This is a genomic window from Marinobacter sp. (assembly GCF_048266785.1).
Lineage (GTDB): Bacteria > Pseudomonadota > Gammaproteobacteria > Pseudomonadales > Oleiphilaceae > Marinobacter.
On the sequence record NZ_JBLWYX010000009.1, the window covers coordinates 1 to 16,725 of the forward strand.

Below are 16,725 nucleotides of genomic sequence, written 5' to 3' on the forward strand. Positions count from 1 at the left end.
CCTGGTCATCAGACACCTCACTTATGGTGGCGATATTACCACCTACGTTGGTGTCCGGAATCATTGAACCACTACACAGAGCACCTTAAAACGTTATCGTTTAAGGAGGCGTCGATCTTTTACCAGGCTTTGAACTTACCCCCAGATTCATGCTTTTCGCATCCAGCGGAAGTGATTACTACCGGTCTTCCATACCTGATCCTGCCAGTTGACGGAAACCTGGAGGCCATTGAATTTATGGTTCAGGATCTGAGTTCACTTCTTTCTAAACACGGCGCCAAATTCATTTATGTCCTGGATACAGGCACCTTTGAAGGGCGAACCTGGGACAACGCCGGGAAAGTTGAGGACATAGCAACGGGAAGCGCTGCTGGGCCAGCGGCCGTCTACCTTTTTCGCCAAGGTTTGATCAGGAAAAATCCGGTTACGATTCATCAAGGACGCTTCTCAGAAAGGCCAAGTGAGATTGAAGTGGCGCTGGAATTCGAAGGGCACGACATAACGAATGTCCAGGTTTCCGGGCATGTTGTGGATGTGGCCGAGATTAGATTCGCTAAGCGATAGACCTACGAAAGGAGAGAGTCATGCAATCAGAACAATTAGTTGCCTTCACATTTAAGGGCACGCATAAGCAAGATTTTATGGGCATTCCCGCCACTGGGAAGTCTGTAGAGGTTCAGGGCATGGTCATTAGTCGAATTAAGGACAGCAAAATTCTGGAAGATAGAGAGATCATTGATAATTTGACCTTCTTCCAACAGCTTGGTGTCGTAGCAGAAATGTCGTAGCCGAGTGCCTCAGGAACATTTTGATCGACTTTGCCGCCAGCATCCTGCCCTATGGGACAAACGGTGATACAAGGTGCTAAAAGTTGGCACCACGCCATAAGCAATAATCGGTACGATAATGCCCACCGCAGTTATGACATGCAGTAGCTTGTTGGCCGGTAAAAAAGGTTCAATAAGCTCCGGGATCCAGTACACCAGAGGCACCAGAGCAATAAAAGTAACCAAAGCCATCAGATGTTGGTTGGGTGTATTGGTATTCATCATGAGATACTTTTTTCGTTGATAAAAAAGGGGCACCCGGCTATTGCTAACACTGATACCGTTCGTGATCAGGCTCGGATAACCAGCATATTTACAGGGTCTTTGGCTTCAATCCGCAAGTCGTTAGCTCGAATCAGATCGCCATCTTTTACCTCAGTGCTTTGTTGCTTTTCACTGACTTGGGCGCTACCTGAGTAAACATATACCAAGGTCTCGCCGCCGAGTTGTGCGATGTGCCCTGGTTGCAGACGTACGATATCTATTTTGGTTTGGCTATCGAAGGTCTGTTCCTGAGCTTTGTCGCCACCATAGATGCGGGTTGTTTCACCATCGGCAGGGCTGTAGTGCTTGTAACCGGCAGGCTGGCCCGCTTGCTCTGGTAATACCCAGATCTGCAGCAGACGGCTGCGGAAATCGTCGGGGTTGATTTCATTATGGGCAAATCCTTCACCGCCAGCCCTTTGAGCCTGAACCTCGCCAGCCAGCAAATCTCGACCGTGCTCCAATGAACCTTCATGGGCGATGCGACCTTCAACCATGACAGAGATAACATCCAGTTCTTTATGTGAGTGCATGCCTGTTTCACCAAAAGGCTGGTATCTGGCATCTGCCAGGTAGACAAAGTTGCCTAAACCTTCCCAGGTTTGCGGGGGCTTTCGGCCGTTAAATACGTGCGAATCTGTCACCAGTCTGTGCTCGGTTAAACCCGCGAAGCCGCCCAGGGGTAGGGTGTCTCTTGATAGTATTTTCATCGGTTTTTTTCCACTTGTTGATTGCTATGGTGAAATCATAGGCCTCGCCCATTGTTTGATAAATAGTCAAAATTGGATAAGATTATCTCCATTATGACAACAGTATGGAAAGGTTGAGGGGAAATCGGTGGCACTGGATATTAATGATATGTTGATTTTCCTGACGGTCGTGGAAGCCGGTAGTTTTACTCTTGCTGCTGACCGGCTGGATATGCCCAAAGCCAATGTCAGTCGCAAGGTTTCGCGGCTGGAAGACAGATTGGGCGTGCGGCTGCTGGAGCGTACCACCCGTTCCCAGCATCTGACGGAGGCTGGTAAACGCTACCTCGCGCACTGCAAACGTATTCAGGAGCAAGTGGATCTGGCCGAAGCGTCTGTCTCCGAACTGATGAGTTCATATAAAGGTTCGTTGCGCATCGGTACTTCCGTCGGCATAGGACAGGAAATTCTCAAACCTGAGCTAGGACGTTTTCTGCATCAGTATCCGGAGCTGAATCTGCAGTTGAGCCTGCTTAATCGCCGGGTCGATCTGATTGAAGAAGGTTTTGATATGCTGATCAGGGTCGGTCAGTTGGATGATTCCCGGTTAATCGCCAAGCGCCTGGGCAGGGTGGAGCGTAAACTCTATGCCAGCCCCGACTATTTTAAGGACAAAGCCCTTCCCAAGCGTGTCGATCAGTTGCTTGATTGCGATATCCTGATGATGACTGATAGTCAGAGGCGACATCAGCTTAAGTTGAGCAAGGGGAACAAGCGCCAACAACTGGAGATCCAGCCGCGTATGTTAGTGGATGATTTTAATATCGTCAGACAAGGCGTGCTGGATGGTTTAGGTGTGGCGGTCTTTCCTACCTATATGTGTGGCGAAGCAGTGTCAGCCGGGCGACTGATCAATATTTTGCCCGAGTGGCACATGGATGCTGTGGATGTTCATGCCTTGTACACGCCACACAGGGTTAAAATCCCCAAGGTAAGGGCGTTTCTGGATTTTATTTTGGATATCTTTCAGGAGAGGCTTGCGCAATGAAAGCCTGACAGTTCAGCACCTATTACAAAAGATACTCATCCTCATACGCCACATTTTCATGAGCTATCTGTCGATGAAAAAATCAAGAGGCCAGGAGACATTCTCGTTAAGCCAAAACCAAATGTCACATATTCCACATAAAGTGCTAAATTCTTCGTCCACCGCAAGAGCCGAATTTTGCTTACTCTGGACGAACCTAACACGGGGTCAGGGTCAGCACAGTCAAACAACTTTATGCGCGTGTTCTCCGCTAGGGAGAACATGATAAGCAACAGACACTTAAGTACCGCTAGAAAACGATTTCCTTTATCTCCTTGATCGCGCCTCGGCCGCCAGCGTAGAGGTTTTTGATCTTACCGTCGGCGTCTAGCGCCAGCCGCACAGTAATAACGCTGGGAGAGGGCGGTGACATCCAGTGTCCCTGCTCGATGGCGAATTCCTGTTTGTCGATGCCGAGATTATCGTGGAGGTAACAGGCAAGTGGGCCAGCAGCCATACCGGTTGCAGACTCTTCCCGAATTCCATATCGAGGTGCAAACATTCGAGCCCCAGCGTCTCTTCCATGCCCGACGCCATCGTAAGAAAAAACGTAGAACCCGATCAGATCAAGAGCGTCACTGATTTTCTCGATCAACCCGAAGTCCGGTTGAAGACGCATAATTGTCTCGACATCGCGAATGCCGACCAGAAGAAAACTATTCCCCGTGTTTACGATTTTTGGATCAGCGCCATCAATCAGATCAGACTGAGTTATCCCGAGGGCCAGTAGCGTTGATCGTAGATCCACATCGCTGAGTGGCTCAGAGCGGGGCGCCATCTGCTCCATAAACGCGGCGTCGCTCTCCATATGGATTGACCTGCAACCGTCAATAGTTTCTTTCGACGAACGATCGCTTGTTAACAGACCGTTTTGACGCAGGTAACTGAATGCGGCAATCGTCGCGTGACCGCAGTGAGCGATCTGCTGGGTTGGCGTAAAAAATTCGAGTTTTATATCGGCTGAATCCGATGGAGACACGAACGCCGTCTCTGACAAACCAACTGCTGCTGCAATGCACTGTTTTTGTTCAACAGTGAAACTCTTGGCGTTCAGGACAACTCCCGCCGGATTTCCGCCTGAATCGCCGTCAACAAAAGCACTTACAATTGGGACTTCAATTTTCATGGTAGTTGTTCCTTCAGTTTTCCCAGAATGACTTAGCGTATTCCTGTTCGACCTGGCTCCTGGAAATTCCTAGATCCTTAAGCACGAAATCTGGCAGGGTGGCGAGCTGTTTACGGCCTCGGTAGTTCATTCGCCATTTTGTAAGCATAGCGGTTACGTTGAATTTAACTGCGTTCGCCCGTGATGGAGCTCCAGCTCCTAGCATTGAGTGGCATTTGGTGTTCCTCTAATTGTTTGTGTCCCTTGAATTCTTTCAACGACTGGTACCTGGAACAAACAGATAAAAACCGTCTATGCTTAAATAAAAATTAACCGTAAGCAGAATGGAGCCAATGCAAAAACTACCTCCGCTAAGGGCATTGCAGGCATTTCGATACGCTGCGAGAGAACTAAGCTTCAAGTCGGCCGCTGAGGCCCTGAACATTTCCCAGGCAGCCGTCAGCACCCACATTCGTGGCCTAGAAGATTTTCTGGGTTTGAAGCTCTTTGTTCGTTTAACCCGCGAAGTGAAATTGACGCATGAAGGCAGGGCGCTTTCAGGGTATGTGGAGACGGGCTTTCAGGAGCTGGAAAGGGGCATAGCGCTGTTTGCGCCAAACTCTGATCCCGGACGTTTAACGGTGGCAACTGTGCCATCCTTTGCCAGTCGGTGGCTTGTACCCAGAATTGATTCGTTTCAGAAAGCTCACCCTGAGATCCAGCTAAGTCTGCAACCCAACCTTCAGTTGGTCAGTTTTCAGGGTGATGGTGTCGATCTCGCGATCCGTTTTGGTAGCGGTGATTACTCCGGGCTCGAATCTAGGCTGTTGCTCGAAGAAAAACTGCTGCCGGTGTGTCACAGCATGCTCGTTGATAATAGGCCTGTGACGCCCGAGAGTTTGGCAGGACTTCCTTGGCTTATCGATGAATCGATGGACATGCAAAGCTCTTGGATAGCGTTTCAGGAAGAACTCGGCATCAAAATACCTGACAGCTCCATAACCCTTCGAGTTACAGAGGGAACGACGCTTGTAGAAGCAGTGCTTGCCGGCAGAGGTATTGCTTTGATGCGATACAGCCTCGTTGCCAATCTCCTTAAAGCCGGCTTGCTTCAGTGCCCGATCGACATTTCGGTCCCGGCGGAATACCAATATTACCTGATTGCACCAGAAGCAAAATTTCGCACGGATAAAGTTCGTGCATTTGTTTCGTGGATTATCGGGGAAGTACGTTCCGGGTAAGACTTTACGAGTGCGTCCTCCAACATCCGTGCTCGGAAAATGATATTTGCTCTCGAAGACTAAAGAAAGTGCTAGGCAGCATTGTCGCCACAATGACCGGCCGCACTCATGCTACTCACCAGGCGGTTGTTGCCGAGATATCGCTGGTAGTCGCCGCTGGTAAATTGACTGCCTCAATCGGAGTGTAAGACCACCGGGACTTTCCCCTGGCGCTGCCAAACGGCCATCGATTGTTGCTTTTGTGTTCACGCCGTTCTTTTAGAGATCAGCTCTGATTCCGGGTTTCCCATTCTAAGCAGGCGGTTTGCCTCTCAGAATCAGAACAGTTGAGCCGAAAGTCTTTAGGTAATAACCCCGTGTTCCAAGCGGCCTATTAACGTTCGAAGCTTTTCGACACCCTCGCACGCAGATCAACTGTACTTTCCAGTGGGGTACTCATAATCGATCCAGCCTTATGTGAAGTTACTCTTGGTATTCATTTCTCTTTTATAGCCGCATTGGGGCGTACGAAGCAATCATGGAGGAGCGATTCCTTTGGACGACCACAGAAAGTGCCAAACTCACGCAACCAAATATCAGTGACTTAGCCGTCAAGTTCCACGCAAAGTGCTAAAAAAACTTAAAGTAATTTCTAGAATAGGGAGCTGATTCCGATTTTCACACAAAGTACTCAATTTGTCGTCCTCGCCAATAGTTAAAGCTTTTCCAAATTTGAGTTGACCTTGTGCGGGTCCGTACGGGTTCAGGTCGATTCCCGCATTCTCAGATCCGAAGAATTCCTCGATTTGAAGCTTTTCGTCCAAACGCCTCACTGAGAGAAATTGGCACCACCCTGATCTGTCTTTTATTAAGCTAGCGGCTCAACCGACGGAAAATCAACATCAGTCGCTAAAACCCGGTTGATGTAGTTTGTCAGAACGTTAAGGGCGACATTGCCGATGATTTCGACCAACTCGGCGTCGCTATATCCAGCGTCACGAACCTTTTCAGCGCCAGCAGGTTCCCCGTTCACCAAGTCTTTAATGCATCATCCACACCAGCATCTTGGCATAACCAACCATATGTCGGGTCATCCCGCCAAAGATTTGCTCATGAACTCTTCGGTGGGTAAAGGCGCCCATAACGATAAGATCACATCCAATAGATTCTGAAAGACGCAAAAGTCCGTCGCCCGCAGAGTAGCGACGACTATCGAATTTCTTGCCAACAGCCGTTACCCCATGATGGGCGAGGTAATGAACAAGCTTATCAATACCTGGTTCACGAAAAGCGGAGCGATTACTGCATGCAACTACAACTTCTTTTGCTTGTTTTAGTACTGTAAGGGCGCTTGTTACAGCGCGCGCGCTCTCAGTACTACCATTCCATGCGACCAGAACGCGATCTGCCGAAAAAGTCGTCAAGGTACGGGGAACCAAGAGCACGGGCTTTCCACTGAGCATAATAGCGGCTTCGAATGTTGATGTCGGGTTACCGGACTTGGGTTGAGGAACAATGATCAGGTCACTGACTTTGCCCCGTTCACCCACAAGCTCACTTCGTAAGCCATTTATCTCATGCCAGTACGCTGACGGACCGTCATGGGAGAAACGTTCACTGTGAAGAATATGATGCTGCTCGCATAATGACAGAAATAACTGTTTAAGGTCGGAAGCTTCGGTTACCGAATGCTTTTTAGCCAATGTTTCCAGTTCATGCAGTAAATGCCGCGGCATGCGCCTTGCAACGACCTCGTCCGGAATGAACTGACGCGGGTTCAGGGTTGCGTGAAGGATTTCCAGGTGTGCGTTGAAGTGCGCTGCCACGGATAACGCACTGAGAATCCGTTCTCTTTCCTGGCCGCTGCTGGACAGCGGCATAAGGATCAATTTCGGTACTGACATTCTGTTCTCCAGGTCCGGATTCAACGAATTTTGCAAAGGGTTCAGCCAAGTGGCCAAGGCAACTCAACAGCACTTTGCAGCAGTCCATGTGGCAGATCCAAAACCAGGATGTGCGCCAGGCTAGCCATGAATACCACGATTGTGGATGTCAGAACGGCAGTCCTCACCAATGAGGTTCTGGCTTTTACCAACAGGAAGGTGACAAAAAATCCGATGATAGATATCAGGAAGCCGAGCAGGTAACAGCTAACCACCAATCCGGTAATCCAGTAGAGATAGTGGAATAGACTAGCGATACCTTGATTGCCGATGTGCCCTTCTATGACCTCATTATCGTGGTTAACGGGATCATCGACGCGGCCTATCGCCAGCTTGAACAGCACGGCGCCACTTATTACCAGCATGACAGCACATAGAGATGCGGTGAATACGCTACCAAGAAATGATTGCTGGAAGGAATCGTAAAGACCGTAACTGAACGTAACGAACACACCGCCAGCAAACAAAACCTGTGGTTGTAAGTTAGTAGCTCGCACTGGTCGTGACCCAGTACCTTCCTGCTCTTCGCTTTTGACAGTTTTGTTCTTCGATTTCCCGGACGCATGGCGCGCGGCGAAGTAAATGGAGATCAGGGTAAGAGCACCGATAACGAGTACGCCGGGCTTGGTCAGGAATCCCCAACCGTCGAACTGCACCGCCTGATAGAGATAGGTTTCCATACCGCTGGCCAATACGAAGCCAATCAGGAATGCGGGCCGGGGCCAATCGAATCGCTTCATCAAAACGCCGAGCGCTCCGATTCCGACCAGTGCCACAAGGTCATTCAGATCACGTGTCGCCTGAAAGGCAGCGAAGCAGATAATGGTGATCATGAATGGCGCCATCAGGGCGTAAGGTATGGTAGTAATCTTCGCTACCCATTTCGAAAGGAGCAGGCAGGCACCGGCGCCAACAAGATTAGCCAATGCCAGGGACCACACGATGGTGTAGGTAATGTCCAGGTTTGTAGTGACCATGGAGGGGCCGGGCTCAATACCAATAAGCACCATTCCACCCAGAAACACAGCCATACTGCCTGACCCGGGGATACCGAACAGCAGCGTTGGGATTAACGCACCACCTTCCTTCGCATTGTTAGAGGATTCCGGCGCAATAACGCCGCGCACATCGCCATTTCCGAAGTTGTCCTTGTTTTTGGTGGTTTGCACCGCATGACCGTAGGAAATCCAGTCAACAACACTTCCTCCAAGGCCGGGAAGAGCACCAACGATACACCCCAGAACGGCACATCGTAACGCGAGCCATTTGTTCTTTATCAGGTCACGGACACCTGTTAACCAACCCTTGCCCAGCTCAGAAGCTTCTGAGATGGCGCGATTCTGGCGCAACAGGTCGACAATTTCCGGTAAGGCAAAAATGCCGAGGCCAACGACCACTAGAGGAAGGCCGTCCATCAGGTAAAAGTTACCGAAGGTCATTCGGTACTCTCCGGTTGCCGGAGCACCGCCAACGCTTCCGAGCAACAATCCAATTCCACAGGCACCCAGGCCCTTGAGCAAGCTATTGCCGGCCAACACACCAACCATGCTCAAACCCAGCAGTGTCAGCATGAATAATTCGGCTGAGCCAAAAGCGAGAATCACAGGGCGAGCTATAAGAACAAAACCTGTAAGGACAATGGCGCCGAAAACTCCGCCAAAAAGCGAAGAAGAAAACGCTGCCGCCAATGCCCGGGCAGCTTCTCCACGCTTCGCCATCGGGAAGCCGTCAAGAACCGTTGCCTGTGACCCGCTGGAGCCCGGTATCCCCATCAGTACGGATGTGAATGTATCGGATGTTGGAATCACTGCGACCAGACCGATCAGCATTGCAAGAGCGGTAGTTGGCTCCATGCCGTAGAGGAAAGGAAGTAATAGCGATAGGCCGGCTATTCCTCCTAATCCCGGGAAAATGCCAATTGCGAGCCCCAGTGCTACACCACCGGCAAGATACAGCAAATGGGCGCCGGTAGTAGCCGTTGCCAGAGCAGCCAAGAATGCGTCAATCATGGTGCATTACCTCAAGGTTGCGTTGAGGCGGGCTCCAAGGGGCCCGCCCGCAAGACGATTGTTGGAGAGTCGTTTAGAACCGAACGTGATAACGGGTACTGAGCCAATCGCGGACCCACGCACGTTCAGACTCATCCATGTCCAGTGCAACCTGAAAAGCCTTGGCGGCTTTCGCCTGAACCGCTTGCGGGTAATTTCCCAGAACCGCTTCGGACCGGCTCTTAAACTCTTCAGAGGCCACAGTGTCCTTAACCGCCTTGGCCCACGCTTCAATCACTTCGGGGTTAGTATCGCGTGGCAGGAATATCCCTTTCTGAGCGGCAAAGCCGGCCACGAAGAACGCCTTCCAGACCTTGAAAGCGGTGCCTTCTGGCTTCGTGCCGTGGATCATCTCGTAGACTTCGGCAAAGTGGGGAAGATCCGGAAAGGTTGGATCCCGTTGCAGGTTGCCATCTTCATCAAGAACGCCCCAGGACATAATTGGCACTGCTTTGCCTTCCTCAACCAGGGGGGCGACTTTCTGCAGGTAGGCGGAGGTTGTCTGATAGTCAACATTCACCTCACCCCGTTCAAATGCCAGCCGACCAGCACCACGGCCCTTCATGCCGAAGATTGCATGAACATCAATATCCAGAATCTCAAGAGCGAGAAGGGGGACCAGGTCGAGGGAAGTAGCGCCCTGGCTGGCATACTTGATCGACTCGCCGCGAAGCTTGACCAGGTCTTTTGCGGAATCGATTCCCAGTTCCGGGCTCACATAGAACACGCCGCCAGTGGGAGACGCCAGTACGGGGGTCCAATTCTTGTAATCGTAGTTCACCCGGCGATCACCCAACAGAAAAGGAAACTGGGTTGACCCAGAGGTACCCAGAACCTCAAGACCAGTTGCCTCGGCGCGGCGATCGAAATAATTGGCACCCTTTGTGGAACCACCCCCGGGAATGTTTTTAACGACGACAGGAGGCTGACCTGGCAAGTTCTCTGAGATCAGAGGTGCGAAAAAACGGGCCCAAGTGTCGGAACCGCCTCCTTCTTTAAAGGGAATGACCCATTCAACCCTTTCATCAGTGAAATCAACATTAGCTTGCACTGATGCTGCAGTACCAAGGGTTAATGAAACGGCAGCAATGGCAGCGATGCCTTTCATTGCTTTGATCCACGAACGTTGTTGTGTTTGTTGGTTCATAATTATCCTCTCTATTCTGTATTGCTTTGTTTTTGTCTTTGGTGCCGGATACTGTTGAGAGTCATAACCGGGCTTGGTTTCTAATTTAGGGAGTCAACCTGTCAGTAACCTGTCATCAACAGGATTCGTTGCGTATTCGTCTGATTGCTCATGAGTGCCGGTTAAGAGGCCTGGCTTCTTGAGTAAGACCAGATGCGGGACGACACATAGAGATCGCCTTGAAATAGCTTGCGTGCGGTGCGGATCAGTCCGGCTCGCTGAATTTGAGGGCCGGTCGTCGTATAGTTAACTTCAAGGGCCAGATCAATCTTTCCGCTCGGGTGTTCGATCCGAATGGCCTGTTTGGTTCCCTCGGGGCGCGCTACCAATTCGTCAGTGATGGAGCCGGGCAGGGCAACGGAGCTGGCCACACAGATCGCACCGGTGACCGCGTGGGCGCCGTGACAGCTGTGGGGAACAAAATAACGGGAGGTAATGGTTCCACCATGACGGGGCTTGGACAAAAGAGCTAGTTTTGGAATGACTTTCCCGGTTGCATCCCCAAGCCCCATTTTCCAGGAGGCTTCCTGTCGGATCGCTTCGAGTCGGCGAAGTAATTCGGTATCGCCATCAAGCTCTTCTTTGGATTCGTCACCCCGCTTGCCTAGCGATGATGCTGGAATGAGCACCATAGGCACGGCCGCATCGATGCAACTCACCTCTATGCCATCAATGCGATCTCTCAGATTACCGGTCGGTAAAAGTTGTCCTGTCTTGCTTCCTGCGACATTTAGGAAATTGAGCAGAATTGGCGCTGCCGTACCTTCGACCCCATCGATGGAAGCTTCACCGTCGTATTCGACGATGCCGTTGGGCGTCTTTACCACAGCCTCAATAAAGGAATTCGTGTTGATATTCCGTACGCGCACCAATGTTTCTTCAACGTCTGCGGGTACCAGCCCCTTTTCTATGGCAAACGGCCCGACCCCTGAGAGAATATTTCCGCAGGATGGTGATGTATCAACGATGGATTCCTCAACAGAAACCTGGGCAAACAAAAAGTCGACATCTGCATCTGGGTGCTGTGATTGCGACACGATTGCTACTTTGCTTGTCAGGCTGGATCCGCCGCCAATACCATTGATCTGTAGAGCGTTCCCTGATCCCATTGCAGCAAGGATGACGCGCTCCTGGGTTGCTCTGTCCTCCGGTAGATCACTTGCCAGGAAATAAGGTCCTCGCGACGTACCTCCCCGCATCATGGTGCAGGGTATTGCGGTTTGAGTGGGCATAACGATTCTCCTGTTTGGAGTGGACTTTTCACAGCCAGGTGGGCTGAGCTTCGGAGTCTGGCAGCGATAAAAAGTCCGGTAGCGAAGCTCCGTCTGGAACACCGCTACCGGCGAATGACAATCAGTTGGTACTCAAGATCGCAACGTGTTCGACGTCATCGGATAGGTCTGCCCCGTCTGAATCGGAGGCTGCTAACTGAAAGGGGTTGAACCGGGGAATGATCCAGGAAACGAGTTTCGTAACTTCGGATGTGGACATTGTTTTTGTTGCAAACATCGATATCGCTCCTGACCGCTGTCGCTGTCTCATTGATCAGTTCAAGATGAGGCGCATTAACTTGCGCGATAGGATCAATTTAATGCGCCAAACTGTCATCAACCTGTCACCGCTAGTGATGTGAAGGCTTTATTTCAAGAAGAGGAGGGAAATCCCATCCAACCAGTTCAAACAGTGACTTTCCGGCCACTGTTTGAACTGGTTGGATGCTTAGAAATTGAATGCGTAGGAATAATCCAGGTATACACGTATGTCTGTCTGGTCGGGTTTGACACCGTCGACACTGCCAACTTCGTCGGAATTGTAGTCGTGCCAAATGGCTTTGAATTTCAGCCCCTTAATGGCTGGCACCTTGTAACCAACGACCAACTCACGCCAGTCTTCATCAGCGCTTCCCAACGATCGGTTGGCCGAGTTTTCTGCGTCCCATCCCTGGCCTGCTGCCACAGTGGTTTGCAGGCCGGGAACGTAGTCTTTCCAGTCGTATTTGAGGGCCAGCATCACCGCGGTTTCATTGGTATTCGCGACGTCGGGTCCAATGCGAGAGCGAGTAGGGAAGGGGTTCGTTCCATGATCACCGGAAAAGTTATCTTCAATCCAGAGGTCATCGAATTTAGACACTGCGGCCGTCAATTCCAAGTTGTTCACGGCCCACTGCGCTTCAATATAGGCACCTAGTCCGCTGTTTTCACTATCTGTCACACCAGCGATGCTGCCCGTTGCGTCCTCATCATCCAGGTCTCCGCCTTCGGCTCCTGTAACGAAGAGATTGCCGTTGTCAGCGGAGGTAAATAGTCCGGCGGTCAGTTTCAGGCTTGAATTATCGAAACTGGTTCTGTTACTCACTCTCAGGCCAAGCTTGCTGAGATAGTCTTTTGCACTGAGGTATTCCATATCGGCTTGAAACGTATCCAGGCGGTAACCGATGCCGACGACTGAAACGAAGTCAATATCACCTTGACGAGACTGGTCCGTGGCAAAACCTTCAAAGCTGTCACTTGCACGGGGCGACCATTTGTCGTAAACGGCGCCGAACAGGGAAACGTTGTTGTTTATATGAAACTGAGTGTTTAAACCCTGAAAAGTATTCGGAACGGCACGGCTCCCGGAACTGCTCAGGAGCATAGACTTGTGGGTTTGCCTACCAAGTTTGATGGCGAGATTGTCTGAGGGAGTCAGTGTTACAAAAGCCTGTCCGAGTAATGCGAAGCCCTGCGCTTTATCATCCTTAACCGTTAAAACGTCTTCGCGAACTCGCCCTCCGGCGTGAAGATCTTCAACGAAATAAGGCGAAACTCCAAATCCGATCCAGTCCCCGAACCCTGGTGACGTCCAGTCGGCAGTGATAGCAAAAGCTGACTGCGACCGGTCGTTGGCGGGATTTTCGTATTCCCTATCGAAATGCACCAAGCGACTCTTGGTTTTCAATTGATAACCGTTGTCAATGTCGGCTGCCATAGCCTGGCCGGCGACAAGTGCTGTGATAATACCCGTACCTATCCAACTGGCTGTTTTTGTTTTTAACATGACCGTCCTCTCTTAAATTGGTGTTTTTATTGCTGAAATTTCAGAATTCCAGTAAACACACCCTAACGACGGAACCTGTCATCAACCTGTCATCCGGTGACTTTGTCTCGGCTGTTGGTGGAGCATGCATTAGATTGCTCGCTGCCCAACCGAATACGAGCCATTTGCGCCGCGCGAATGTGCTCTCTTGCTGCACTTTCCGCGGCCCTCGGGTCTCTGTGTTCAATGGCCTCAACGATGGCTGCATGTTCTGACAGTGCGGTTTGAGCTCTGCTATCCAGCATGTATGTGGTTGGCCCGAGCAGTGCCATGGCATCTCTCAAGCTATTCAGGGATTTGAGTAGGTACCGGTTGTGGGCAGCGAGGTAAATCGCATTGTGAAATGCGCGGTTCTTGACCGCCTGATCAGCTGCATGGTGTTGGGATCGCTGTTCCTGGCTCAACAACTCGCGGAGGTTATATATCTCTGCCTCCGAACACTGTTGCGCAGCCAGACGCGCAGCAGTGCCTTCAAGCACCTCGCGCATCTGATAAAGCTCCATAATCGCCTGTATATCCAACTGGGCAATGACCATACCCCGGCGGGGCGCATTACAGATCAATCCTTCTGATTCAAGCCGTTTCAACGCTTCTCGAATGGGAGTCCGGCTTATTCCAAGCCAGTTGGCCAAATCAACCTCAAGAATTCGTCCACCTGGCTTTAGGCTCCCGTCGATAATGGCTTGCAATAATCTTTGATAAGCATGTTCTGCCCGGGACATCCTGCTTTCCCCTTCCTAACCGTCGGTTTTCGTCTGTTCGTCTCGGATCAGTGCTGCCACCCGGTAGAACCCATGCACCATCTTCGAAAATGGCAAGAGTACGAAGAACGCAAGCACGGTGCCCAAATGCAGCGCCAGCAACTCTGGCAACCAGCTACTATTGGCAAAGGCGTATAACAGAAGCCCGGTACTACTCACGGCAAAAAGCAAAAGAATAAACCCCATTTCTCCACCCCAGACATGTTGAGCGGACAATTCCGGGTCTGCTTTGGTTTTCAGGTAGGCCAGGCCGAGAGTACCTATACAGAGTAAAATGCCGCCACTAATGCCCAGTAGTTTCGGAACAGAAAACAGGCTGTAGGGGGCAGGCAGGTCAAACGCGTAATGCATGATCGTGCCAGCGCTTGTGGCTGCGAAACAGAGTAAAAAACCATACATTGTTGCTTGATGTAAAAGACGGCGTTTATTCGAGAAACGATCTTCGTCTTCAAAGTTGCACCCATCACCATGGCCTGCAGCCAGGTTTTTCATTGTCGCAACTGAGCCCATGGCGGCTCGAAGGTGCGCTAGAGTAATTCTCTTGCCGCCGATACCTTGCCAGTAACGCCGAAGCCCGACAGCCACGGCAATCAGGGGCAAAATAAACGCTGGAAGAAACACTGCCACCATTACATTGTGCGGGAGTACTGCATAGAAACCCGCACCATCGCCACCTGACTGCCATTGCGCGAGCCACAGTAAAAGCCCAAAAGCCAGAGACGCGATAGCGGCAATTGCTGCACCACTGCGGTGGAACAGCCGCGCCAGCCACCTAGGCGAAGCGTTGTCCTGCCAAACCTGTTGCCGCACTTCTGCAAGTGCCGCTGGAACATTTATCGCAAATTCGTGGGGTGCTGTGTATTGACACGCATAGTGGCAAGCACGGCAGTTGTGGCAAAGGTTCGCGAGTTGCTGCAGCTCGCCGTCTTCAAGTTCGCGTTGCCGATGCAAGGCAGGAAAGACCGAACAATAGCTTTCGCAGTATCGGCATGCGTTGCATATCTGAAACTGGCGACGGGCCTCTTCGAGGGCCTGGTTTCGAATAGGTTCATCGTTTGTTTGAATATTTACTACTTCAATTGGTTGCATAACGTGCTGCCTCCTCGCCGGCAATACGACCGAATACGGTCCCGATGGTCATGCCAAAACCAGCCAGGTACCCTTCGCCGAGAATTGATCCAGCCATGATTTCACCCGCAGCCCAGAGGTTGTCGAGCGAACCACCCTGTTTGGTTTGAACTTTCGCTCTATCGTCCACTTTCAAACCCAGGTAGGTGAAAGTAACTCCGGTGCGTAGGCTATAACCGTAGTAGGGTGGGCTATCGAGAGGGCGTGCCCAGTTTGTTTTCGCAGGAGCAATCCCCTTCGTCGCGAGGCCGTCGAGTTCAGTAGGATGGAAATCTCCACCACGGCAGGCGTTGTTGAATTCGTCAACCGTTTTCCGTAATGCCCCAGGATCCAGATCCATCTTCAAGGCGAGTTCTTCTATGCTATCGGCCTTCAGGGGAGGAAATACCGAGGGCATGAAGAGATTGATGGATTTGCTATCGATGATCACATGACCAACCTGATTCGACTGCGCCGCTACGAGCCGCCCCCAGATGGCATAGCGCTTTGGCCAGACGTCTTCACCTTCGTCGTAAAAACGCTCTGCTTTTTCATTGACAACAATAGAGAAGGGCACACAGTCGAGACGGGTAACTATTCCACCATCGAATTTGGGTGCGCGACCATCGATGGCCACAGCGTGGCATTGGGTTGGATCGCCAACCTGCTCAGTTCCCTGATCGAGCAAATCACGCAACACAACGCCACGATTGTAGGGTGTGCCCCGTATCAGGAAATTTTGGGCCGCAGGTCCCCAGGCGCGGGCGAGCCAGTCAAGATCTGCCTGAAATCCGCCGGAGGCTACAACCACAGCTTTCGGAGTGAGCTGCTCACGGCAATCGTTGTAGATGAATTCGACCGAGACAATAACGTTGTCCTGGCGCTCCAGATGGGTCACTTCAGCTTCGTAAAGGACATCAACCCCAAGGCTCTCGGCTACGCGATAGTAGGCATTGACCAGCGATTTACCGCCACCCATGAAGAATGCATTTGTCCGTGACAGCGATAAGGTGCCTGACAAAGAGGGTTGAAAATGAACCCCGTGTTTCTGCATCCATCGGTAGCTCCCTTCAGTACCTCTTATTGCCAGCCGCGCCAAGGTTTCATCGGTTTTACCTTTTGTGACTTTGAGCAAATCCTGAAAGTATTCTTCTTCGTCATACCTTCCTGTCAGAACTTCCATTGGCGAGTTATGCATACAGCGAAAGTTGCGGGTGTGGCGCGAATTGCCTCCGCGATAGGTCTTGGGGGCGCCCTCAAGTATCAACACTCGTGCACCTTGCTCCGCAGCAGTTATTGCGGCGCACAGTGCCGCATTGCCGCCACCGACGACCACCAAGTCATAATTTTTGTTGATGACTGACATGGTTTGTTTAACTCCTGTTTGTATACAAATGAATACACAGGGAGCTA

General features: G+C 51.1%; 16 protein-coding genes and 1 pseudogene. 4 read left to right on the forward strand and 13 right to left on the reverse strand.

The annotated features are described in order from the left end of the window. Nucleotides 1-564 (forward strand): PhzF family phenazine biosynthesis protein (locus ACN0V1_RS13185; protein ID WP_417545439.1); only part of this gene is annotated, 564 nt, incomplete at its 5' end. A gap of 20 nt (nucleotides 565-584) precedes the next feature. After that, a complete protein-coding gene (locus tag ACN0V1_RS13190) occupies nucleotides 585-788 on the forward strand; it encodes an ester cyclase (protein ID WP_144776857.1) in 204 nt (67 codons plus the stop codon). Nucleotides 789-797: 9 nt separating this feature from the next. On the opposite strand, the gene ACN0V1_RS13195 is transcribed toward ACN0V1_RS13190, so the two are convergent. Both ACN0V1_RS13195 and ACN0V1_RS13200 read right to left on the reverse strand, forming a co-directional pair. Continuing rightward, nucleotides 798-1,052: a hypothetical protein gene (locus tag ACN0V1_RS13195; protein ID WP_417545440.1), complete on the reverse strand. Its 255-nt coding sequence runs from the start codon at nucleotides 1,050-1,052 to the stop codon at nucleotides 798-800. Nucleotides 1,053-1,117: 65 nt separating this feature from the next. After that, nucleotides 1,118-1,801 carry a pirin family protein gene (locus tag ACN0V1_RS13200; protein WP_417545441.1) on the reverse strand — a complete coding sequence of 228 codons (684 nt, stop codon included), beginning with the start codon at nucleotides 1,799-1,801 and terminating at the stop codon, nucleotides 1,118-1,120. A gap of 127 nt (nucleotides 1,802-1,928) precedes the next feature. On the opposite strand from ACN0V1_RS13200, the gene ACN0V1_RS13205 reads away from it, so the two are divergent. Next, nucleotides 1,929-2,828 (forward strand): LysR family transcriptional regulator, encoded by a 900-nt coding sequence (locus tag ACN0V1_RS13205; RefSeq protein ID WP_417545442.1) that lies wholly within the window; start codon nucleotides 1,929-1,931, stop codon nucleotides 2,826-2,828. A gap of 289 nt (nucleotides 2,829-3,117) precedes the next feature. Here ACN0V1_RS13205 and ACN0V1_RS13210 read toward each other — a convergent pair whose 3' ends face one another. Beyond that, nucleotides 3,118-3,993: a PhzF family phenazine biosynthesis protein gene (locus tag ACN0V1_RS13210; RefSeq protein WP_417545443.1), complete on the reverse strand. Its 876-nt coding sequence runs from the start codon at nucleotides 3,991-3,993 to the stop codon at nucleotides 3,118-3,120. 13 nt (nucleotides 3,994-4,006) lie between these two features. Further along, complete coding sequence (locus ACN0V1_RS13215; protein ID WP_417545444.1) at nucleotides 4,007-4,198, reverse strand: DUF1127 domain-containing protein; 192 nt, start codon at nucleotides 4,196-4,198, stop codon at nucleotides 4,007-4,009. Between the two features lie 118 nt (nucleotides 4,199-4,316). Between ACN0V1_RS13215 and ACN0V1_RS13220 the strand changes: the two genes are divergently transcribed. Continuing rightward, complete coding sequence (locus tag ACN0V1_RS13220) at nucleotides 4,317-5,213, forward strand: LysR substrate-binding domain-containing protein (protein ID WP_417545445.1); 897 nt, start codon at nucleotides 4,317-4,319, stop codon at nucleotides 5,211-5,213. A 74-nt stretch (nucleotides 5,214-5,287) separates the two neighbouring features. Here the strand turns inward: ACN0V1_RS13220 and ACN0V1_RS13225 are convergent. The 9 genes and pseudogenes from ACN0V1_RS13225 to tcuA all read right to left on the reverse strand — a co-directional run. Beyond that, a pseudogene (locus tag ACN0V1_RS13225) lies at nucleotides 5,288-5,440 on the reverse strand (IS3 family transposase); the annotation flags it as partial. A 792-nt stretch (nucleotides 5,441-6,232) separates the two neighbouring features. Continuing rightward, complete coding sequence (locus ACN0V1_RS13230; RefSeq protein ID WP_417545446.1) at nucleotides 6,233-7,096, reverse strand: universal stress protein; 864 nt, start codon at nucleotides 7,094-7,096, stop codon at nucleotides 6,233-6,235. A gap of 41 nt (nucleotides 7,097-7,137) precedes the next feature. Then, the gene (locus ACN0V1_RS13235; protein ID WP_417545447.1) at nucleotides 7,138-9,144 is read right to left on the reverse strand and encodes a tripartite tricarboxylate transporter permease; all 2,007 of its coding nucleotides are present in this window, start codon (nucleotides 9,142-9,144) and stop codon (nucleotides 7,138-7,140) included. A gap of 73 nt (nucleotides 9,145-9,217) precedes the next feature. Beyond that, nucleotides 9,218-10,330 (reverse strand): Bug family tripartite tricarboxylate transporter substrate binding protein, encoded by a 1,113-nt coding sequence (locus ACN0V1_RS13240; protein ID WP_417545448.1) that lies wholly within the window; start codon nucleotides 10,328-10,330, stop codon nucleotides 9,218-9,220. Nucleotides 10,331-10,491: 161 nt separating this feature from the next. After that, nucleotides 10,492-11,601 carry a 4-oxalomesaconate tautomerase gene (locus ACN0V1_RS13245; RefSeq protein WP_417545449.1) on the reverse strand — a complete coding sequence of 370 codons (1,110 nt, stop codon included), beginning with the start codon at nucleotides 11,599-11,601 and terminating at the stop codon, nucleotides 10,492-10,494. Nucleotides 11,602-12,088: 487 nt separating this feature from the next. Further along, nucleotides 12,089-13,405, reverse strand: coding sequence for an OprD family outer membrane porin (locus tag ACN0V1_RS13250; RefSeq protein WP_417545450.1), 1,317 nt, complete (start codon nucleotides 13,403-13,405; stop codon nucleotides 12,089-12,091). Nucleotides 13,406-13,494: 89 nt separating this feature from the next. Continuing rightward, complete coding sequence (locus ACN0V1_RS13255; protein ID WP_417545451.1) at nucleotides 13,495-14,166, reverse strand: GntR family transcriptional regulator; 672 nt, start codon at nucleotides 14,164-14,166, stop codon at nucleotides 13,495-13,497. A gap of 15 nt (nucleotides 14,167-14,181) precedes the next feature. Beyond that, nucleotides 14,182-15,294 (reverse strand): tricarballylate utilization 4Fe-4S protein TcuB, encoded by a 1,113-nt coding sequence (gene tcuB / locus ACN0V1_RS13260; protein WP_417545452.1) that lies wholly within the window; start codon nucleotides 15,292-15,294, stop codon nucleotides 14,182-14,184. After that, on the reverse strand, nucleotides 15,281-16,678 hold the full coding sequence (gene tcuA, locus ACN0V1_RS13265; RefSeq protein ID WP_417545453.1) for an FAD-dependent tricarballylate dehydrogenase TcuA: 1,398 nt from the start codon (nucleotides 16,676-16,678) through the stop codon (nucleotides 15,281-15,283). The genes tcuB and tcuA overlap by 14 nt, the downstream gene beginning before the upstream one ends. Between the last annotated feature and the right edge of the window lie 47 nt (nucleotides 16,679-16,725).

Coding starts and splice junctions, on each gene's coding strand:
- ACN0V1_RS13190 (WP_144776857.1), top strand. CDS start 585: ATGCAATCAGAACAATTAGTTGCCTTCACATTTAAGGGCACGCATAAG.
- ACN0V1_RS13195 (WP_417545440.1), bottom strand. CDS start 1,052: ATGATGAATACCAATACACCCAACCAACATCTGATGGCTTTGGTTACT.
- ACN0V1_RS13200 (WP_417545441.1), bottom strand. CDS start 1,801: ATGAAAATACTATCAAGAGACACCCTACCCCTGGGCGGCTTCGCGGGT.
- ACN0V1_RS13210 (WP_417545443.1), bottom strand. CDS start 3,993: ATGAAAATTGAAGTCCCAATTGTAAGTGCTTTTGTTGACGGCGATTCA.
- ACN0V1_RS13215 (WP_417545444.1), bottom strand. CDS start 4,198: ATGCTAGGAGCTGGAGCTCCATCACGGGCGAACGCAGTTAAATTCAAC.
- ACN0V1_RS13220 (WP_417545445.1), top strand. CDS start 4,317: ATGGAGCCAATGCAAAAACTACCTCCGCTAAGGGCATTGCAGGCATTT.
- ACN0V1_RS13230 (WP_417545446.1), bottom strand. CDS start 7,096: ATGTCAGTACCGAAATTGATCCTTATGCCGCTGTCCAGCAGCGGCCAG.
- ACN0V1_RS13235 (WP_417545447.1), bottom strand. CDS start 9,144: ATGATTGACGCATTCTTGGCTGCTCTGGCAACGGCTACTACCGGCGCC.
- ACN0V1_RS13240 (WP_417545448.1), bottom strand. CDS start 10,330: ATGAACCAACAAACACAACAACGTTCGTGGATCAAAGCAATGAAAGGC.
- ACN0V1_RS13245 (WP_417545449.1), bottom strand. CDS start 11,601: ATGCCCACTCAAACCGCAATACCCTGCACCATGATGCGGGGAGGTACG.
- ACN0V1_RS13250 (WP_417545450.1), bottom strand. CDS start 13,405: ATGTTAAAAACAAAAACAGCCAGTTGGATAGGTACGGGTATTATCACA.
- ACN0V1_RS13255 (WP_417545451.1), bottom strand. CDS start 14,166: ATGTCCCGGGCAGAACATGCTTATCAAAGATTATTGCAAGCCATTATC.
- tcuB (WP_417545452.1), bottom strand. CDS start 15,294: ATGCAACCAATTGAAGTAGTAAATATTCAAACAAACGATGAACCTATT.
- tcuA (WP_417545453.1), bottom strand. CDS start 16,678: ATGTCAGTCATCAACAAAAATTATGACTTGGTGGTCGTCGGTGGCGGC.